Annotated in this window: 13 protein-coding genes and 8 tRNA genes; 15 read left to right on the top strand and 6 right to left on the bottom strand. The window is 50.8% G+C overall.

Features of this window, described 5'->3' with window-relative positions; translation table 11 throughout:
- Window positions 1-41 precede the first annotated feature (41 nt).
- The 6 genes from ACESOH_RS00105 (at window position 42) to ACESOH_RS00080 (ending at window position 2150) form a co-directional block, all read left to right on the top strand.
- Window positions 42-118: transfer RNA gene (locus ACESOH_RS00105), tRNA-Met, on the top strand.
- A 5-nt stretch (window positions 119-123) separates the two neighbouring features.
- A tRNA-Leu gene (locus ACESOH_RS00100) sits at window positions 124-208 on the top strand.
- A gap of 27 nt (window positions 209-235) precedes the next feature.
- Window positions 236-310: transfer RNA gene (locus ACESOH_RS00095), tRNA-Gln, on the top strand.
- Between the two features lie 41 nt (window positions 311-351).
- Window positions 352-426: transfer RNA gene (locus ACESOH_RS00090), tRNA-Gln, on the top strand.
- Window positions 427-473: 47 nt separating this feature from the next.
- Window positions 474-548 (top strand) — tRNA-Gln (locus tag ACESOH_RS00085).
- Between the two features lie 333 nt (window positions 549-881).
- Complete coding sequence (locus ACESOH_RS00080) at window positions 882-2150, top strand: NRAMP family divalent metal transporter (RefSeq protein ID WP_373099831.1); 1269 nt, start codon at window positions 882-884, stop codon at window positions 2148-2150.
- Between the two features lie 83 nt (window positions 2151-2233).
- Here the strand turns inward: ACESOH_RS00080 and prlC are convergent, their stop codons facing one another.
- A complete protein-coding gene (gene prlC / locus ACESOH_RS00075; protein WP_373098870.1) occupies window positions 2234-4273 on the bottom strand; it encodes an oligopeptidase A in 2040 nt (679 codons plus the stop codon).
- 151 nt (window positions 4274-4424) lie between these two features.
- Between prlC and ACESOH_RS00070 the strand changes: the two genes are divergently transcribed.
- Together ACESOH_RS00070 and ACESOH_RS00065 are read left to right on the top strand one after the other, a co-directional pair.
- Window positions 4425-4787, top strand: a complete 363-nt coding sequence (locus ACESOH_RS00070; RefSeq protein ID WP_373098868.1) for a YbaN family protein — start codon at window positions 4425-4427, stop codon at window positions 4785-4787.
- Between the two features lie 62 nt (window positions 4788-4849).
- Complete coding sequence (locus ACESOH_RS00065) at window positions 4850-6412, top strand: peptide ABC transporter substrate-binding protein (RefSeq protein WP_373098866.1); 1563 nt, start codon at window positions 4850-4852, stop codon at window positions 6410-6412.
- Window positions 6413-6418: 6 nt separating this feature from the next.
- On the opposite strand, the gene mrcB is transcribed toward ACESOH_RS00065, so the two are convergent.
- From mrcB to erpA, 3 genes are read right to left on the bottom strand one after another with little or no spacing between them, the layout of a single operon-like run.
- The gene (gene mrcB, locus ACESOH_RS00060; protein ID WP_444335127.1) at window positions 6419-8788 is read right to left on the bottom strand and encodes a penicillin-binding protein 1B; all 2370 of its coding nucleotides are present in this window, start codon (window positions 8786-8788) and stop codon (window positions 6419-6421) included.
- 3 nt (window positions 8789-8791) lie between these two features.
- Entirely contained in the window at window positions 8792-9166 is a 375-nt protein-coding gene (locus tag ACESOH_RS00055) for a YacL family protein (protein WP_373098865.1), read from the bottom strand.
- Between the two features lie 4 nt (window positions 9167-9170).
- Complete coding sequence (gene erpA / locus ACESOH_RS00050) at window positions 9171-9512, bottom strand: iron-sulfur cluster insertion protein ErpA (protein ID WP_032091918.1); 342 nt, start codon at window positions 9510-9512, stop codon at window positions 9171-9173.
- A 144-nt stretch (window positions 9513-9656) separates the two neighbouring features.
- Between erpA and map the strand changes: the two genes are divergently transcribed.
- Together map and glnD are read left to right on the top strand one after the other, a co-directional pair.
- Entirely contained in the window at window positions 9657-10460 is an 804-nt protein-coding gene (gene map / locus ACESOH_RS00045) for a type I methionyl aminopeptidase (RefSeq protein ID WP_373098862.1), read from the top strand.
- A 77-nt stretch (window positions 10461-10537) separates the two neighbouring features.
- Window positions 10538-13123, top strand: a complete 2586-nt coding sequence (gene glnD / locus ACESOH_RS00040; protein WP_373098860.1) for a bifunctional uridylyltransferase/uridylyl-removing protein GlnD — start codon at window positions 10538-10540, stop codon at window positions 13121-13123.
- A 78-nt stretch (window positions 13124-13201) separates the two neighbouring features.
- On the opposite strand, the gene ACESOH_RS00035 is transcribed toward glnD, so the two are convergent.
- Both ACESOH_RS00035 and hemL read right to left on the bottom strand, forming a co-directional pair.
- The gene (locus tag ACESOH_RS00035) at window positions 13202-14056 is read right to left on the bottom strand and encodes a DMT family transporter (protein WP_373098859.1); all 855 of its coding nucleotides are present in this window, start codon (window positions 14054-14056) and stop codon (window positions 13202-13204) included.
- A 40-nt stretch (window positions 14057-14096) separates the two neighbouring features.
- Entirely contained in the window at window positions 14097-15380 is a 1284-nt protein-coding gene (gene hemL / locus ACESOH_RS00030; protein WP_373098857.1) for a glutamate-1-semialdehyde 2,1-aminomutase, read from the bottom strand.
- A 135-nt stretch (window positions 15381-15515) separates the two neighbouring features.
- Here hemL and wecA point away from each other — a divergent pair, with 135 nt between their 5' ends.
- The 5 genes from wecA to ACESOH_RS00005 all read left to right on the top strand — a co-directional run bounded on the left by wecA (window position 15516) and on the right by ACESOH_RS00005 (window position 17840).
- Window positions 15516-16586: a UDP-N-acetylglucosamine--undecaprenyl-phosphate N-acetylglucosaminephosphotransferase gene (gene wecA, locus ACESOH_RS00025; protein ID WP_032091922.1), complete on the top strand. Its 1071-nt coding sequence runs from the start codon at window positions 15516-15518 to the stop codon at window positions 16584-16586.
- A 16-nt stretch (window positions 16587-16602) separates the two neighbouring features.
- The gene (locus tag ACESOH_RS00020; protein WP_373098855.1) at window positions 16603-17412 is read left to right on the top strand and encodes a Wzz/FepE/Etk N-terminal domain-containing protein; all 810 of its coding nucleotides are present in this window, start codon (window positions 16603-16605) and stop codon (window positions 17410-17412) included.
- Between the two features lie 157 nt (window positions 17413-17569).
- A tRNA-Arg gene (locus ACESOH_RS00015) sits at window positions 17570-17646 on the top strand.
- Between the two features lie 25 nt (window positions 17647-17671).
- Window positions 17672-17747, top strand: a tRNA-His gene (locus tag ACESOH_RS00010).
- Window positions 17748-17766: 19 nt separating this feature from the next.
- Window positions 17767-17840, top strand: a tRNA-Pro gene (locus ACESOH_RS00005).
- Window position 17841 lies beyond the last annotated feature (1 nt).

Below are 17841 nucleotides of genomic sequence, written 5' to 3'. Positions count from 1 at the left end.
ATTAGCCCCGCAAAGCCGATGAGGTGAACGCAGATATTTATGGCTATGTAGCTCAGTCGGTTAGAGCACAACACTCATAATGTTGGGGTCACAGGTTCGAATCCCGTCATAGCCACCATATTTGCGGGACTGGCGAAATTGGTAGACGCACCAGATTTAGGTTCTGGCGCCGCGAGGTGTGTGGGTTCAAGTCCCTCGTCCCGCACCATTCATTAGCTTGCAGTCATTGAGTAGGTGGGGTATCGCCAAGCGGTAAGGCACCGGGTTTTGATCTCGGCATCCCTAGGTTCGAATCCTAGTACCCCAGCCACGCTACCTTATTTAAGAGTTCCGAGATTAAGATATTTCGATTGGGGTATCGCCAAGTGGTAAGGCACCGGGTTTTGATCTCGGCATTCCTAGGTTCGAATCCTAGTACCCCAGCCATATTCTCGGGTACTTCCTGAACGGTTTCGAACTTAAGAAACTTCAGTTGGGGTATCGCCAAGCGGTAAGGCACCGGATTCTGATTCCGGCATTCCTAGGTTCGAATCCTAGTACCCCAGCCATTTCACTTCATTTATCAACAATTTCTTTCACCTACATTTACTTTTCTTCTCTCCGAGATATGTTTCTTGTTTACTGCACGGACAAAAATAGTAAAAAAACGATTAACTGCTTCGCGTAATGCGATAGGCAGAGCGTTTCACTTTATATTTATCTCAAAACAATATTTAATGCTGTAATAATCGCTGTTTACAGGGTTTTCAAATTTCATTTTTAGCTTAATATGCTGCAAAAACGGCATTTTGCATTATTTTCTCATTATTTTGCTGTTCATAATCCGGCACAAATATATTACAATCAACTCCCTTTTATCGATTTTACAGAAAGCAAATATGATGAGTGAAGAACAAAAACAAACGGAAAAATCCACTTGGGCATCGAAATTCAGTGCGTTAGGGCCCGGAATCTTAATGGCTTCCGCCGCAGTGGGCGGTTCGCATATTATCGCCTCAACGCAGGCGGGCGCGATTTATGGCTGGCAATTGGCGATTATTATTATTCTGGCCAATGTATTTAAATATCCCTTTTTCCGCTTCGGCGTGCAATATACCTTAGACAGTGGCAATACGCTGCTTGAAGGCTATCGCCAGAAAGGCAAACTGTATCTGTGGATTTTCTTTTTGTTAAATATCTTCGCGACGATCATTAATACCGCCGCCGTTGGTTTGTTGTGCGCGGCGATTTTAACTTTCGTGCTGCCGGTTCCTGTGCCGGTGCCGACCTTAAGCCTGATTGTTATTGCGCTTAGTACGGCGATTTTACTGTTGGGAAAATACCGTATTCTGGATGGCTTATCCAAGCTGATTATGATTGCCTTAACGGTGACGACGGTTGCAGCGGTGGTGATTGCCTTAATGCGCACAGGCGTTCAGGGTGTGGCGCCGGCGGATTATATCGCCCCATCGCCGTGGAATCTCGGCGCGCTGGCTTTCATTGTAGCGCTGATGGGCTGGATGCCGGCACCGATTGAAATTTCGGCCATCAATTCCATGTGGGTGGTGGCAAAACGGCGGCTGACCAAGGTTTCTTATAAAGACGGGATTTTTGATTTTAACGTCGGCTTTATCGGCACGGCGATTCTGGCGATTGTTTTTCTGGCGTTGGGCGCATTGGTGCAATACGGCTCCGGCAATACGGTGGAAATGGTGGGCGGAAAATATATTGTTCAGCTGATCAATATGTACGCTTCGACGATCGGCGACTGGGCGCGCGGTCTGATCGCCTTTATCGCTTTTATGTGCATGTTCGGCACCACCATTACGGTGATCGACGGTTATTCCCGCACTAATGTGGAAAGTCTGCGCCTGATTTTAGGTAAAAAAGAAAGCCGCCCGAGTATTTTAAATTCGGCCATTGTGTTTGCCGCCCTGTCCGGTCTGGCGATTATTTTCTATTTTAATAACGCCGTAGGGCCGATGCTGAAATTTGCCATGATTGCCTCCTTTGTTTCGACACCGGTGTTCGCTTGGTTGAATTTATCTTTGGTGCTGAAAGGCGCTCATCGGGTGAAAGGCGGCTTGTTATGGCTGTCTTTTATCGGCTTGATTTACTTAAGCGCCTTTACGCTGCTGTTTATCGTACAACAGGCAGGCTGGCTGAATTAAGCCGAAAATACGGAAAAAACAACCGCACTTTTCAGCCTTGTTCCGGGCGTAAAAAGTGCGGTGTTTTTTTGGGCGGTTTTGCCTTAACCGGCAATGCCTTTATGTCTGAGTAAGGCGTCTAACTGCGGTGCGCGGCCCCGGAAACGTTTGAACAGCGTCATCGGTTCTTCCGACCCGCCGCGGGTCAGAATTTCGTCCAGATAGGATTGACCGGTCACCGGGTTGAAAATGCCTTCTTCTTCAAAGCGGGAAAAGGCGTCGGCAGACAACACTTCCGCCCATAAATAGCTGTAATAGCCGGCGGCATAGCCTCCGGCGAAAATATGGCTGAAACTGTGTGCCGGTCTTGCCCAATCCACCCCTTTGATCACCGCCACCTGCGCTTTAACCTGGCGCAGCGTATTTAAGATCTGATCAGGTTTGCCCGGCTGGAAATAATGATGCAGACGGAAATCGAACAAACCGAATTCCAGCTGACGCAGCACGAACATGGCGGCCTGGAAATTTTTGGCTTTCAGCAGCTGGTGCAGTTTTTCTTTCGGCAGCGGTTCGCCGCTTTCATAATGACCGGAAATAAACGCCAGCGCCTCTTCTTCCCAGCACCAGTTTTCTAAAAACTGGCTCGGCAATTCCACCGCGTCCCAAGGCACGCCGTTAATCCCGGCCACATCGGCGATGTCGATTTGCGTCAGCATATGGTGGATCCCGTGTCCGAATTCATGGAACAGCGTCGTGACTTCATCGTGGGTGAATAATGCCGGTTTATCGCCGATCGGCGCATTGAAATTACAGGTCAGATAGGCGACCGGCGTTTGGATCGAGCCGTCCGCTTTGCGTCTGCGCCCGATACAATCGTCCATCCAGGCGCCGCCGCGTTTATTTTCCCGCGCGTACAGATCGAGATAAAAACTGCCGCGAAGCTGATCATTGGCGTCGATCAAATCAAAGAAACGCACATCTTTATGCCAGCTGTCCACATTAAAGCGTTCGACCGCGCGGATATTGAAAATGCGCTTGATCACTTCAAACAAACCGGCAAGAACCCGATCTTCCGGGAAATACGGGCGCAGCGCTTCATCGTTAATGGCATACAGACTTTGTTTCTGTTTTTCACTGTAAAAGGCGATATCCCAAGGTTCGAGTGCGGTCAGATTAAACTGCGTTTGACAAAACGCCTGCAATTCCGCCAGTTCGCGTTCGCCCTGCGGTTTGGCTCGTTCGGCAAGATTGGTCAGAAAATCCAGCACTTGCTGCGGGCTTTCCGCCATTTTGGTGGCCAGCGACAGCTCGGTATAAGTATGGAAATCCAGCAATTTTGCCAGCTCCAGACGCAGGTTCAGAATCTCTTCCATAATGGCCGAATTATCCCATTTGCCTGCATTCGGGCCTTGCTCCGATGCGCGGGTAACAAACGCGCGGTACATTTCCTCGCGCAGTTCACGGTTTTCGCAATAGGTCATCACCGGTAAATAGCTCGGAAATTCAAGGGTGAAGCGATAACCGCTGAGACCTTTGTGTTGCGCCGATTGTTTTGCTGCCTGCAATGCGCTTTCCGGCAGACCGCGCAGCAGGGCTTCATCGTCAATGACTTTTTCCCAGCCCATGGTGGCGTCCAGCACATTATTGCTGAACTGTGAGCTTAATTCCGACAGGCGCGAGACGATTTCGCCGTAGCGCTTTTGTTTTTCCGGCGCTAAGGAAATCCCGGACAGTTTGAAATCGCGCAGGGCATTGTCGACGGATTTTTTCTGCGCCGTGCTGTAATGTTCGAATTCAGGGCTGTTTTTCAGTTGCCGGTAAGCCTGATATAACCCTTCGTGCTGTCCGAGCCAGGTGCTGTATTCGGATAATAACGGCAGACAGGCCTGATAAGCCTCGCGCAATTCCGGGCTGTTTTTTACCGCATTTAAATGACTGACCGGCGACCAGGCGCGGCTTAACCGCTCACCGCTTTCGGTCAGCGGCTGAATCAGATTTTCCCAGCTGAAGTGCGGTTGTTTTAACAGACGTTCGACTTCCTGCCGGCAGTCCTGAATCAGTTGCTCAATGGCCGGGCGGATGTGTTCGGGGCGGATGCGTGAAAATTGCGGTAATGCCGTTGCGCTCAATAATGGATTAGACATAACTGTGATCCTTAATAAAATGAAGTGCCTGGTTTCAGGCTGTCGATAAAAGCATAATCTAATAAATAGGGGCAAATTTTATAATATCCACCTTGAAAAATCTAAAAAATTGCGGATAATTGAGAATTATTTTTATTTGATAAGGGCGATAATGAAAGCGATTTATATTCTGTTAGGCTGTTTTTTTCTGGCGTTGGGCGTATTAGGCGTGGTTTTGCCGATGTTGCCGGCAACGCCGTTTTTGTTGTTAACCCTGTTTTTCTTTGCCAAAGGTTCCGATCGGCTGCATCAGTGGTTTTTGCAGACGGAATTATACCAGAAGCATCTTAAATCGTTTAAAGAGCAGCGGGCGTTAAGTCAGAAATCGAAATGCTGGATTCTGGCGTTCGCCACGGTGATGCTGGCCATCGGCTTTTATTTTTCGCCCGGCGTGCTGGCGAAAAGTCTTATTATCGCGGTGCTGTTGATCAAATACTGGTTCTTTTTCTTCTGGATTAAGACCGTCAAAGAATAAATTGGTATTCACCACGCATTTTTGTATAATGCCGCTATCTTTCCGGCAACGATTTATGCGTCATGTTCAATTTCAAGTCAGATTTCCGTTCTTTATTTTCCGTTAAAAGTGCGGTGTTTTTTTGTGCTGTTTTCGGCCTCTGCGCCTGTGATCAGCCCCTACCGCCGCCGAAATCCGCCGCGAGTTTGCCTGCCGTATCGCCGGCAGTGAAGTTTGATGTGCTGACGCGCGGGGTTTACGGTGATTTGGTGATAAGCCCCTCCGAGCTGCGCAACGAAGAGCAAAGTATTTTTCTGCGCGATATTCTGGAAGGGCTGGTGATTTATGATGCGCAGGGGCGGATTATGCCAGCAGTGGCGGAAAGCTGGCAAACGGAAGATAATAAAAACTGGACGTTTGTATTGCGCGAAAATGCCAAATGGTCAAACGGCGAGCCGGTTCGCGCCGAGGATTTCGTGCGCAGCTGGCAGCGGCTGGCGCGTTCGGAGAATCCGCTAAAATCCTATTTAACCTTTCTGGGCCTGCAACATGCGGCGGCCGTGATTGCCGGCCAACTGCCGGCGGACAGTCTCGGTGTCAACGCCGTGAGCGAACGGGTGCTGCAAATCCGTCTGGATAAGGCGAAACCTTATCTGCCCGCCATGCTGGCACATCCGGCGTTATTGCCGCAGTATTTACAGGCGCACAGCGGTTTTGTGACGAACGGCGCTTATACTGTCGCCGGTCAGCAGGGCGATATGATTCACCTGACGGAAAATCCTTATTATCGGGCGGCGGATCAGCATTTTTTCAAGCAGGTTGATTATCGTAAGATGACGCCGGACCAACTGCTGACCGAGCTGGATGTCGTGCAAAATCCGCAGCAGCACCATAGCGCGGTTATCCACTTGCCGAAATTATGCAGCTATTATTATGAATTTAATTTCAACGATCCGGTTCTGGCGAAAAGTGCGGTCAGAAAAGCGTTAGTTTCGATGATGTCGGCACGCAATCTGGTGCAGCACGAACAGCCGGATATGCTGGCAAGCAGCCATTTCCTGCCGCAATCCATGCGCACGGAGCAGGAAAGCCGCTGGGAACCGGTACTGGTGGAGCAATTGTTGCAGCAAAACGGAATTAATGAGAAAACGCCGTTGCAGCTGCGGCTGACCTTTGATCAGGACGGGGTGCATCCGCGCATCGCGCAAAGACTGGTACAAATGCTGTCGCAGTCGGATATGATTCGGATCAGCGCCGAGCCGGTGTCTTGGCAGCAATTGTTGGAAAAACGGGCGACAGGCGATTTTCAGATTATCCGCTCCGGCTGGTGTGCGGATTATAATGAACCTTCCGCATTTCTGATGAATTTTTATTCCGCAGACCCGGATAATAAAAGCGGTTATCATAATAAAAAAGTGGATCAGCTGTTGGAAAAAACCTTGCAGCCGATTTCCGAGCAGGAACGCAGCGCGCTGTACGGACAGATTATCGATATTTTGCAGCAGGACAATGTGGTGCTGCCGGTTTTTCAATATACGGCCGCCCTGTATGTGGATCCGAGTCTGGGCGGAATTGACCGGCTGAATCCGACACAGGTGATTTACAGTAAAGATTTATTTCGTCGCCGGCTTGAACATCATCAATAAAGCGCGTTAATTCGCCGGCAGGGCGTCTTCCACCGGCGCGCTGTTGGCGGGCGCGGCCGGTTTTAACACATCCCACAGGCTTTCCCGTTGTTTGCCGCCGTCCTCCGCCGAGACGGCGCGTTGCGGCGCACAGAACGATTGATTGCGATCGCTCCAGACCGGAATTTTGCGCGCGCTGTCGCAATCCCAGCTGCCATAAGCATTAATGCCGACCCATTTGATATCCGGCGGCGTAGGCCGTTTCAACGGCGTTGCCTCGAAGCGCTGTAAATAGTCCCGATAGACCTGAAGCGCGCCGCTGGCGCCGGTCAGATTGGTATCGCCGTTATCATCGCGTCCCAGCCATACCGTAACCACATGCTCGCCGTCAATGCCGACAAACCAAGTATCGCGCGCATCGTTGGTGGTGCCGGTTTTGCCCGCCAGATGCAAATGGGCGAAATGATTTTGCAGGCTGCGTCCGGTGCCGCGTTCCACTGCCTGCTGCATGGCAAACAGGGTTTGGAATGCGGCTTCGCGCGGCACAACCTGCTCCGGTTCCATCGCCCGTTGATAAAGAAGATTGCCTTGGTGATCGGTGACGCTGTCGATAGTCGCAAGCCTGATACTGGCGCCCTCGTTGGCGATGGTTTGGTACAGTTTGGTGACTTCATAAGGCGAAATCGAATAGGCCCCCAGCAGAGTGGACGGCAGTTTCGGAATGCTGACGTTATCCCAGCCCATGGCTTTTTGCGTTTCGATAACCTGAGTCAAGCCCACTTTCATGCCGATATTGACTGTCGGAATATTCAGCGAGCGAACCAAGGCGTCCATTAACATGACTGAACCGCTGTATTTGCGGTCATAGTTGCGCGGCTGCCATGGCGGGCTGCCTTTGACATGAATGGTAATCGGCTGATTTTGAATCGGCGTATTCAGGCGGAACTGCTGCGGATGGGAAAGGGCGGTCAAATAAACCGACGGTTTAACCAGCGAGCCGATTTGGCGGCGCGCGCTGACGGCGCGGTTAAAGCCGGCATAGTCGGTTTGCAGCCCGCCGACAATGGCTCTGACCTCGCCGCTGCGGTAATCGGCCACCACCAGTGCGGATTCCAGATGCGGATTTTTATATTTCAGCTGTAATTCGGAAACGGTATTGATCACTGCGTTTTCCGCATATTGCTGCTGTTTGCCGTCCAGCGTGGAGAAAATGCGCGCACCGGATAAGGCGGCGGCCTTGCTCTCGCCCAGCTGATGACGTAATTCCGTCTGCAACGTTTGCAGAAACGCCGGATATTTACGGTTGATTTTACCGCGTGCCTGCACGCCTAAGGGGCGCTTGCTCAGCATATCATACAGTTCGTCGCTGATGACTTTATGTTCCAGCAGCAGATGCAGCACCACATTACGGCGCTCCAGCGCATTGTTCGGATTGCGCCAAGGGTTATACAACGACGGGCCTTTGACCATTCCCACCAATAAGGCGATCTGGTCGAGACTGATTTCCCGAATGGAACGCCCGAAGTAGAAATGACTGGCCAATTCAAAGCCGTGAATTTGGGTATCGCCGTTTTGTCCCAGATAGATTTCGTTTAAATAGGTTTCCAGAATGCGGTTTTTATCATAGCGGGAGTCCAGAATCAGTGCCATCAGCGCTTCATTGATTTTACGGCTGAAGGAACGTTCGTTGCTGAGAAACAGGTTTTTTACCAGTTGCTGAGTCAGCGTACTGCCGCCCTGTACGCGGTGTCCGGCCTGAATATTGGCGATCAGCGCGCGGATGATGCCGATGGGGCTGATGCCGTCATGTTCGTAGAAACGGCGGTCTTCGGTGAGCAATAACGCATCGATCAGCAGACGCGGATAATTTTGCAGCGAAATGGCCAGCCGTTCTTCTTTATCCGATTGCAGCATGGCGATAAGTTTCGGCGCCAGCCGGAATTCGTCGATGGCTTTTACGTTGATCAGATCTTCAATGACGCTGAGTTTGTTGTCGCTGAAACGTAAACGGAATAACCGTTGGGCTTCCGGTTGCGTGGGGAACGGAAAGGCGCCGCGCAGTAAAACGATGCTGTCGTTTTCAATTTTGAAATCGCCCGGTGCGGCGACCATAGTGGTCTGGCGATAGCCGTGTTCGAGCAGCTGTTGTTTGATTTGTTCCGGACTCAGGCGATCGCTTAAACGAATGCTGTCGATGCGGCTGTACACTTCGGCCGGCAGCTGCCAGACCTGCCCGTCCATTTTGGCACGGATTTTACCGTCCAGATAAATGCCGTAAAAGGCGATATAGCAGAGCGCCACAAAGGCGATTTTGATCAGTAAGGCGCGCAGCGGTGCGTTGCGCTTTGCGGCGCGGGAATCTGTCTGCGTGTTGTCGTGGTGCCGTTCGTCTGCCATAGGTTATCCGTTGGGTTGGGCGTTAAAGGCCAGATAAGACCGTAAAAAACGCTCGAAATCTTCTGTGCCGCAAAAGGCGATGCTTTCCTCATCGTAATAATGAAAACCGTCTTCCGGTTCGTCCTGACCGGCAATTTCCAGATTATTGGCCTTAATCATGACTTCGTCGGCATTGATAAACAGGCTGTATTCGCACCCGAGCAGCACAATATCATCGGGAAAGGAGCGTATTTTAGCATTTTGCAGCTGTAAAAGTGCGGTTGAAATTAACGACGGATTTGACCGCACTTCAATATTCAGCCAGTTTGCCAGCGCTTCATGCCCCATAGAGCAGGTTGCCATAATCTCGCCGGCATCATAGGTGAACTGGAAATCCATGCCGTCAGATGCTGAAAGAGGAACCGCAACCGCAGGTGGTGGTGGCGTTCGGGTTGTTGACGATAAAGCGCGAACCTTCCAGCCCCTCGGTATAATCGACGGTGCCGCCGATAAGATATTGCAGACTCATGGGATCGATCACCAGCTGAACGCCGGCATTTTCCACGGTCAGATCGCCTTCGTTGACTTTTTCATCGAAGGTAAAACCGTACTGGAAACCGCTACAGCCGCCGCCGGTAATATACACGCGCAGTTTCAGCGCGCTGTTTTCTTCTTCGCTAATCAGCGCTTTGACTTTATTTGCCGCCGCATCGGTAAAGGTTAGCGGAACTGTCATCTCTGTCATAATTTATCTCGTCTGTTACTTCGTTGTTGCATTGAATGGGCGTATTATCCAATAACCCACCAATCCGTTCAAGAATTTATCAAGGATTTTTCTATTGAATAATGCTACAATGCGGCAAATTTTTTATTTAACAGAGAGATAATTATGGCTATTCCATTGAGAACGGAAGACGAAATTATAAAACTGCGCGAGGCCTGCAAGCTGGCGGCCGATGTGCTGATAATGATCGAACCCTATGTGAAGGCAGGCGTGACCACCGGCGAGCTGGATCGTCTCTGTCATGACTATATGGTTAACGAACAAAAGGTGATCCCGGCCTGTCTGGGCTATCACGGTTTCCCGAAAGCGACCTGCATTTCGCTTAATGAAGTGGTTTGTCATGGCATTCCGAGCGAAGGAAAAACGTTAAAAAACGGCGATATTTTAAATATCGACGTGACGGTCATTAAAGACGGCTATTTCGGCGATAACTCCAAAATGTATATCGTCGGGCAAACCAATATCCGCAGCCAAAAGCTGGTTGAAGCGGCGCAGGAAGCGCTTTATGTCGGGCTGCGCACGGTAAAACCGGGCATTCGTTTACGGGAAATCGGCAAAGCCGTGCAGCATTATACGGAAAGTCAGGGATTTAGCGTGGTGCGCGAATATTGCGGTCATGGTATCGGTACCGAATTTCATTGCGAACCGCAGGTGCTGCATTATTATGCCGACGACGGCGGCGTGATTTTGAAAGAAGGCATGGTATTTACCATTGAGCCGATGATCAATGCGGGTAAGAAAGAAGTGCGCCTGATGGGCGACGGCTGGACGGTGAAAACCAAAGACCGCAGTCATTCGGCGCAGTACGAACATCAGCTGGTGGTTACCGCGACGGGCTGTGAAGTGATGACGATTCGTCCGGAAGAAGAACAGGCGGGACGGATTAGCCGTATTATGGTGAATGTTTAACCGACGTAGCGGGGTGCTTTGAGCGCCCCGTTTTATATCGGGATTATCCCGCTCTGAAATGTTTGCAAGGATCTTTCATGTTTAACTATATTCCGCCCACCGCGCTGACCGTGGAGGCGATCAAAGCACAGAAAGAGGCGCTGAAAGCCTTTGAGCTGGCGCAGTTTGAGCGCATGGCGGTAAATGAGCTGATCGCCAACCGCACGCGCTTTTGTGATCAGCTGCTGGCTCATCTTTGGCGACATTTTCAGCCGGCATCGCTGCCGCCGCTGGCGTTGATCGCCGTCGGCGGTTACGGGCGGGAAGAAATGTTTCCGTTGTCGGATCTGGATGTGCTGATTCTGACCGAAGGGCATATCGACGCCGCAACGGAAGAAGGCATCCGCGGATTGATTCAGTTTTTATGGGATTGCGGCTTTGAGGTGGGGCATGCGGTTCGCACTCTGGCGCAATGCGAGCAGGAAGGCCGGCAGGACATCAGTATCGCCACCAATTTACTGGAAAGCCGCTATTTGTGCGGTAACCGAAATTTGTTCGTAAAACTGACCGCACTTTTGCAACAGGCGGATTTCTGGCCGATCGACGCGTTCTTCACCGCTAAAATGCAGGAAAAAAGCGAGCGTTATCAACGTTATAACAACACCAGCTATAATCTTGAACCGGATATTAAATACAGCCCCGGCGGGCTGCGCGATCTGCATCTGCTGTACTGGCTGGCGCTGCGGCATACCGGGGCGAAGACGCTGGATGATATTCTGCAATCCGGGTTTATTTATCCGCAGGAATATGCGCTGCTACAGCAAAGCCAGCAATTTTTATTTAAAGTGCGGTTTGCGTTGCATCTGATGTTAAAACGTTACGATAACCGTTTGCTGTTTGACCGCCAACTGAAAGTCAGCGAATTACTGGGCTATCGGGGAGAAGGGAATCAGGCGGTGGAGAAAATGATGAAGGCGTTTTTTCAGGCGCTGCAGTCCATCTCGCTGCTGAGCGATATTTTAACCAAGCATTATCGCGAACATTTTCTGACCGCCGTGACGGATGCGCCCGCCGTGCCGTTAGACGAACATTTCTGTCTGAAAAACAACGAAATCTGCCTGCGTAATCCCGCTTGTTTCCAAACCCGCCCGGACAGTATTTTGGATCTGTTCTATCATCTGACTCAACAACCTGCGGCGGATATTCACTCGGCGACGCTGCGTCAGCTGAATCTGGCGCTGGACAGGTTTGACGGCTATTTAAGCGCTATGCCGGCGGCACGGGAAAAATTCCTGCGCCTGTTTGTGCAGCCGAAAGCCATTGAACGGGCGCTGCTGCCGATGCGCCGCTACGGCCTGCTGAACATTTATTTGCCGCAATGGAAAAATATTGAAGGGCTGATGCAGTTCGATTTGTTCCACAATTACACCGTGGACGAACACACGCTGCGCGTTATGCTGAAACTGGAAAGTTTTCTGGCGCCGGAAAATGCCGCCGCACATCCGGTTTGCAGTGTGGTGTTTCCCGCTTTATCGGATCGCACATTAATTTATCTGGCCGCCTTATTTCATGATATTGCCAAAGGCCGCGGCGGCGATCATGCCGAACTGGGCGCGCAGGATATGATTGAATTTGCCCGTCTGCATGGTTTCGATGCGCGCGAAACGGCGACGATGGCATGGCTGGTGAGACAACATCTGCTGATGTCGGTGACCGCACAGCGGCGGGATATTCATGATCCGGAAGTGGTGATGGCGTTTGCCGCAGCGGTGCAGAATCCGGTGCGGCTGGATTATTTAATCTGCCTGACCGTCGCCGATATCTGCGCCACTAACGAAACCCTGTGGAACAGCTGGAAACGCTCATTGCTGGCAACATTGTATCAGTACACTAACCAGCAGTTTCAGCGCGGAATGAGCCGTTTGGCGGATAATCAGGAAAAAATCGCCGCTCATCGTCAAGAGGCGCTGGCGTTACTGTTAGGCGAAAATCCGCAGTTAAGCGAACAAGACGTCATGCCGGTCTGGCGGCGCTGTCCGGACGACTATTTTTTACGCAACAGTCCGAAACAAATCGCTTGGCACACGCAGTTGCTGCTTGAGGCGCAGGAGGATTTTGTGGTGAAAATCAGTAACCGTTTTTCCGCCGGCGGCACCGAGATCTTTATTTATTGCCAGGATCGGCCGAACCTGTTTCACCGACTGGTTTCGGCAATCGGCGCGAAGCGGTTCAGTATTCATGACTCGCAGATTATCACCAGCGCGGACGGCTATGTTTTCGACAGCTTTATCGTTACCGAATTAAACGGCGAGCTGGCGAAATTTGACCGCCGCCGTGAGCTGGAACAGGCGCTGACCCGCGCGCTGCGCTGCGATTGGGTAGCGGCGCCGAATCGGAATAAAAACCGCCGGTTGCAGCATTTTCGCGTCAATACGGAAGTCCGTTTTTTGCCGACGGAAAAAACCGAGCAGACGGAAATGGAGCTGTTTGCGCTGGACAAAGCGGGATTGCTGGCGGAGGTCAGTCAGATTTTCACCGAGCTGGAACTGAATTTGCTGAACGCTAAAATTACGACGATTGGTGAAAAAGCGGAGGACTTTTTTATTCTGACCAATAAACGGAATCGTGCATTAAGCGAGGACGAGCGGGAAGCGCTGAAACAACGGATTGTGGCGGCGCTGTAAAAAACGGCGCCAAAAATCACCGCACTTTTTATATGTGCTATGGCGGCGGTTGCGCAAAGTGCGGTGGATTTCAGCGCATTATTTGCGCCAATTCACCAGTGCGACGGACAAAATGATGATCGCCCCGCCGAGCAGCATTTTCGGTGTCGGCACTTCACCGAGCCATGCCCACGCCATCACGATGGCATATACCGGCTCAAGAGAAATAATCATCGCCGCCGTGCGGGCGTTGACCGTATCCAGACTGGAAATAAACAGGGTATAAGCCAGACTGGTGCACAGCAAACCGATACAGGCGATCCACAGCCAGTCTGCGGCGGATACCGCCGGCAGCTGGGCGCCGCTGACCGGCAATAAAATGACGATACCGACCAGATACTGCCACCAGCTTGCCTGAGAACCCGATATTTTCGAGGCGTTTTTACGGTTAAAAATAGCTAGCAAGGCATAGATGGCGCCGGAAAAAATTCCCCACAATAATCCCTGTGTCGCCTGATTGCCGAATTCAAATTGCGGCGTTACCAGCACCAACCCGATGGAAATGCTGAGTAGCAGCAGAAATTCGCGCCAGGTTAACCGCTCTTTGAAGGCCAGCACTTCAAATAATCCGACGAATGCGGGAAAACTGGCGAATCCCAGCGTGCCCAGCGCAACGCCGCCGACTTTGACCGCGATATAAAAGGTGACCCAGTGCATGGTCAGCAAAAAGCTGAGCAGGCACTGCGCCAGTATCTCCTTTGCGCTGAGCCGGACGAGCGGGATCTTTTTCAGCAGGAAAAAGACCGAGAGCGCCAGCAGGGCAATCAGAACGCGTCCCAGCACCAGCACGCCGGCATCACTTTTAATCAATACGCCGAACAGCCCGGTCGCACCGAACAGCAGTGCGGTAAAATGCACTTTCAGTATAGCCAGATGATATTTTGCCTTATCCATCACTGCTCCGAAATGCTTGTCCGTTATGCCCAGGGCGTTGTTATTTTAATGCGGCAAAGGCAATGTCCGCGGCTTGGATTGTACGCTCAATGTCCTGCTCCGTATGGGCGAGGGACATAAATCCCGCTTCAAAGGCGGAAGGCGCGAGGTAGACACCTTGCTGCAGCATGTGGTGGAAAAACCGTCTGAATTTTTCCACATCGCATTGCACCGCATGCTGATAAGAGGACACTTCCGGCTGCGCGGTAAAGAATAATCCGAACATGCCGCCCACATAATTGACCAGAAACGGTACGCCGTGTTTGTCCGCCGCGGCTTTTAAACCGTGCGCCAGTTTTTCCGTCAGGCGGGCGAGATGCTGCTCGTTGCCCGCTTTTTTCAGCTCGGTTAAACAGGCAAGCCCCGCCGCCATGGCAATCGGGTTGCCGGATAAGGTGCCAGCCTGATAAACCGGGCCGGTCGGTGCGATATATTGCATAATTTCTTTTTTACCGCCGAACGCGCCCACCGGCATACCGCCGCCGATCACTTTGCCTAAAGTGGTGAGATCGGGCGTCACGCCGTAATAATGTTGAGCGCCGCCGAGGGCGACCCGAAAGCCGGTCATCACTTCATCGATAATAAACAACGTGCCATATTGATCACACAGCTCACGCAATCCCTGTAAGAAACCCGGCTTCGGCGGAATACAGTTCATGTTACCGGCGACCGGTTCAATAATTAAACAGGCGATTTCATCGGGATATTGGGCGAAAGCGTCTTTAACCGATTGCAGATTATTGTATTCGCAGGTCAGCGTGTGTTTGGCGAAATCTTCCGGCACGCCGGGCGAACTCGGCTGTCCCAGCGTCAGTGCACCGGAACCTGCTTTAACCAATAAGCTGTCGGAATGCCCGTGATAACAGCCTTCGAATTTCAGGATTTTGTCCCGTTTGGTATAGCCGCGTGCCAGCCGAATGGCCGACATGGTGGCTTCGGTACCGGAGCTGACCATGCGCACCATTTCAATGGAAGGCACCAATTCGCACACCAGCTCGGCCAAATCGATTTCCGACGGCGTCGGCGCGCCGAAACTCAGCCCTTTTTCTGCGGTTTTCAGCACCGCACTTAAAATCGCGGGATGATTATGCCCCAGAATCATCGGCCCCCAGGAGCCGACATAATCGATATAAGGCTTGCCGTCGGTATCGAAAATATAAGCGCCCTGTGCTTTTTCAATGAAAACCGGTGTGCCGCCCACCCCTTTGAACGCCCGCACCGGTGAGTTTACTCCGCCCGGAATCACTTGCTGGGCGCGGGAAAATAAGGTTTCTGAAGTCGTCATGATGATTGTCCTTTTTTGTTGCAGAATGCCGGTTATTGTACTTGAAAACGTGATAAATTTATAAAAATATTTATGTTCGGATTTTGCTTTATGATATGCTTGCCGCATTGAATTTCGTCATCTTTACATATCGCAATGTTAGTTAGTTTGTTACTTACCTTTTTAGGCGCGTTAGCCACATTATTTGTGATGCGCCCGCTTGCGCAGAAAGTCGGTTTAGTGGATAAACCTAATTACCGCAAGCGCCATCAGGGCGCGATACCGTTGATCGGCGGCATTTCTCTGTTTGCCGGCAATCTGTGTTTTTATTTACTGGAATGGGATCAAATGCGCCTGCCGGGGCTGTATCTGTTCAGTATTTTCGTGTTGCTGGTTATCGGTATCTGGGACGACCGTTTTGATATCAGCCCGTTTATCCGGGCAGGCATTCAGGCGTTTCTGGCGATTTTAATGATTGATATGGGCAATATTTATCTCGATCATTTAGGTCAGATTATCGGGCCGTTTCAGCTGACGTTAGGCTCGATCGGCTTGATGATTACGGTATTTGCCACCATTGCGGTGATCAACGCGTTTAATATGATCGACGGAATAGACGGTTTGCTCGGCGGGCTGTCCAGCGTGGCGTTTGCGGCTATCGGTATTTTGCTGGTGCTGGATAACCAAATGGATTTGGCGTACTGGAGTTTTGCCCTGATTATCGCCATTCTGCCTTATTTTATGCTGAACCTGGGCATTCCGTTCGGGGCGAAATATAAAGTGTTTATGGGTGATGCGGGCAGTACGTTAATCGGATTTACGATTATCTGGATTTTACTGCTGAGTACGCAGGGCAAGGGACATCCGATGAATCCGATTACCGCGTTATGGATTATCGCCATTCCTGTGGTGGATATGATCGCGATTATTTATCGCCGTTTGCGCAAGGGCAAAAGCCCGTTTCGTCCTGATCGGCTGCATGTGCATCATTTAATGGTACGGGCAGGGCTCAGCTCCCGACAAGCATTTTTATTGATTACCTTTGTCGCCGCACTTTGCGCCGGTTTCGGTATTTTGGGCGAGATTTTTTATATTAACGAATGGGTGATGTTTCTGGCATTTATCCTGTTGTTTTTCGTGTATTCTTTTTCAATCGCAAGAGCATGGCGGATCACACGCTGGCTGCGTCGTATGAAACGCCGTGCGCGGCGTTTAAAATCGTCTTAACGCTATCGGGGGAAATATGACAGATAAGCAGGGATGTGGACGTAAACGAAAAAATAGCATTATTGTGTTATTTTTGACCGCACTTTTGGCGTTTTGCGGTTATGCCGGTAGTTATTTCGTGAAACCGTTATGGACGGCATCGGCAATCATTGCTCCGCCGACGACCAATGAGCTGGGAAATTATTCTTCTTTATTTTCCATGTATCAGCTGATTAGCGGAGAGCGCCAGAGTGCGTCTAAGGCGACGGATACCGTTTACCGGGAATTCACGCAACAATTATCCGCATATGACAATATCAGCGCTTTCTGGCAGCGCAGCGAATATTACAAGCAGCAGATGACGGGCAATAGTCAGGCGGATAATAAATTGTTGCAGCAATTGATCCATCAGGTTCATATTACGCCGCAAACGGCACAAACCCCCGTTGGCGTCAGTATTGCGCTGGAAAATCCCAAACAGGCGGCCGAACTGTTAGCCGCATTTATTCAACACACGAATGATGTTACGCGCAGTGTCGTTTATAATGAATTGATTTTACAATGGAAAATCCTGTTCAACCAAATTAATACGGCAACCCAATTGAATTTGGGGCAGGCCGGACAGCGCAGCGACGCGCAGGATTGGCAGGGCAAACTGAATATGATGAAATCGGTAACTGCTCTGGATGATACCTTAGTGGCATATCGCTATCTGAAAAAACCGTCTCAGCCGCTGGATTATGATTATCCGAACCGTCTCTTATGGGCGGCTGCCGGCGGTGGCATTGGTTTGCTGTTCGGATTATTGATTATTTGGGTGTTGACGCCGGTTAAACGACAGGATTAAGTGCGGTCAAATTTCGGAAAAATTATAAAAAACACACAGCTTTATCTTAAATAATAAACAAATTGCGCAAAAAACTATCTTGCAATAAAAAAATAGAAAAAAAGACTAGACAAGTGATTTGTAAACTCTTAATATACGCCCCGCAACGACGCGATGAGCGCTCGTAGCTCAGTTGGATAGAGCGTTGGCCTCCGGAGCCAAAGGTCGCAGGTTCGAATCCTGTCGAGCGCGCCAGTCAATGCGAGTCTAACAGACGACGGTGGCTATAGCTCAGTTGGTAGAGCCCCGGATTGTGATTCCGGTTGTCGTGGGTTCAAGTCCCATTAGCCACCCCAATTTATCTGTATAGCATGTCGGCGAGTAGCGCAGCTTGGTAGCGCAACTGGTTTGGGACCAGTGGGTCGTAGGTTCAAATCCTATCTCGCCGAC

This window comes from Necropsobacter rosorum (assembly GCF_964241405.1).
In the GTDB taxonomy this organism is placed as follows: domain Bacteria; phylum Pseudomonadota; class Gammaproteobacteria; order Enterobacterales; family Pasteurellaceae; genus Necropsobacter; species Necropsobacter rosorum.
The sequence above is the reverse complement of the archived record's forward strand: the minus strand, read 5'-3'. Positions and strand labels throughout refer to the sequence as shown.

Bases quoted from the DNA above. Each gene is read 5' to 3' on its own strand.
- ACESOH_RS00080 (WP_373099831.1), top strand. From the start codon at position 882: ATGAGTGAAGAACAAAAACAAACGGAAAAATCCACTTGGGCATCGAAA.
- prlC (WP_373098870.1), bottom strand. From the start codon at position 4,273: ATGTCTAATCCATTATTGAGCGCAACGGCATTACCGCAATTTTCACGC.
- ACESOH_RS00070 (WP_373098868.1), top strand. From the start codon at position 4,425: ATGAAAGCGATTTATATTCTGTTAGGCTGTTTTTTTCTGGCGTTGGGC.
- ACESOH_RS00065 (WP_373098866.1), top strand. From the start codon at position 4,850: ATGTTCAATTTCAAGTCAGATTTCCGTTCTTTATTTTCCGTTAAAAGT.
- mrcB (WP_444335127.1), bottom strand. From the start codon at position 8,788: ATGGCAGACGAACGGCACCACGACAACACGCAGACAGATTCCCGCGCC.
- ACESOH_RS00055 (WP_373098865.1), bottom strand. From the start codon at position 9,166: ATGGATTTCCAGTTCACCTATGATGCCGGCGAGATTATGGCAACCTGC.
- erpA (WP_032091918.1), bottom strand. From the start codon at position 9,512: ATGACAGAGATGACAGTTCCGCTAACCTTTACCGATGCGGCGGCAAAT.
- map (WP_373098862.1), top strand. From the start codon at position 9,657: ATGGCTATTCCATTGAGAACGGAAGACGAAATTATAAAACTGCGCGAG.
- glnD (WP_373098860.1), top strand. From the start codon at position 10,538: ATGTTTAACTATATTCCGCCCACCGCGCTGACCGTGGAGGCGATCAAA.
- ACESOH_RS00035 (WP_373098859.1), bottom strand. From the start codon at position 14,056: ATGGATAAGGCAAAATATCATCTGGCTATACTGAAAGTGCATTTTACC.
- hemL (WP_373098857.1), bottom strand. From the start codon at position 15,380: ATGACGACTTCAGAAACCTTATTTTCCCGCGCCCAGCAAGTGATTCCG.
- wecA (WP_032091922.1), top strand. From the start codon at position 15,516: ATGTTAGTTAGTTTGTTACTTACCTTTTTAGGCGCGTTAGCCACATTA.
- ACESOH_RS00020 (WP_373098855.1), top strand. From the start codon at position 16,603: ATGACAGATAAGCAGGGATGTGGACGTAAACGAAAAAATAGCATTATT.